This window comes from Sulfitobacter sp. HI0129 (assembly GCF_001635395.1).
GTDB lineage: Bacteria > Pseudomonadota > Alphaproteobacteria > Rhodobacterales > Rhodobacteraceae > Sulfitobacter.
The window spans coordinates 1-285 of record NZ_LWGH01000999.1 but is presented as its reverse complement, the minus strand read 5'-3'; the positions used below and the strand labels follow the sequence as shown (position 1 = coordinate 285).

At 65.3% G+C, this 285-nt stretch carries 1 protein-coding gene; it reads right to left on the bottom strand.

The features are described 5' to 3' along the window. The coding region (locus A3764_RS21710; protein WP_236628294.1) for an LptA/OstA family protein at positions 1-285 on the bottom strand (285 nt) is incomplete at both ends.

Here is a 285-nt window from a genome sequence, read left to right as displayed (position 1 = left end):
CACCCGCCCGGACATCTGCGCCGTGCCGTCTTCGAGCTGGATGGTCATCTGTTCGGACGACAAAGCACTGCCGCCCTGTGTCAGAAGGACATTGCCCGTCATGACGAGCGTTCCCGCGTCGATGTCATAATCGGCCCGGTCCGCTTCGGCGGCGTCGTCACCGGAAACGAGGGTGACGCCGCCCGTCGCTTCGAGCTTTGCGATACCCTCGGCCTCCGCGCGGTACACGACCTCGACCCGTTCTGCGGTCAGCCGCATGGCGCCTTGCCCGATAAGCACGTTTCC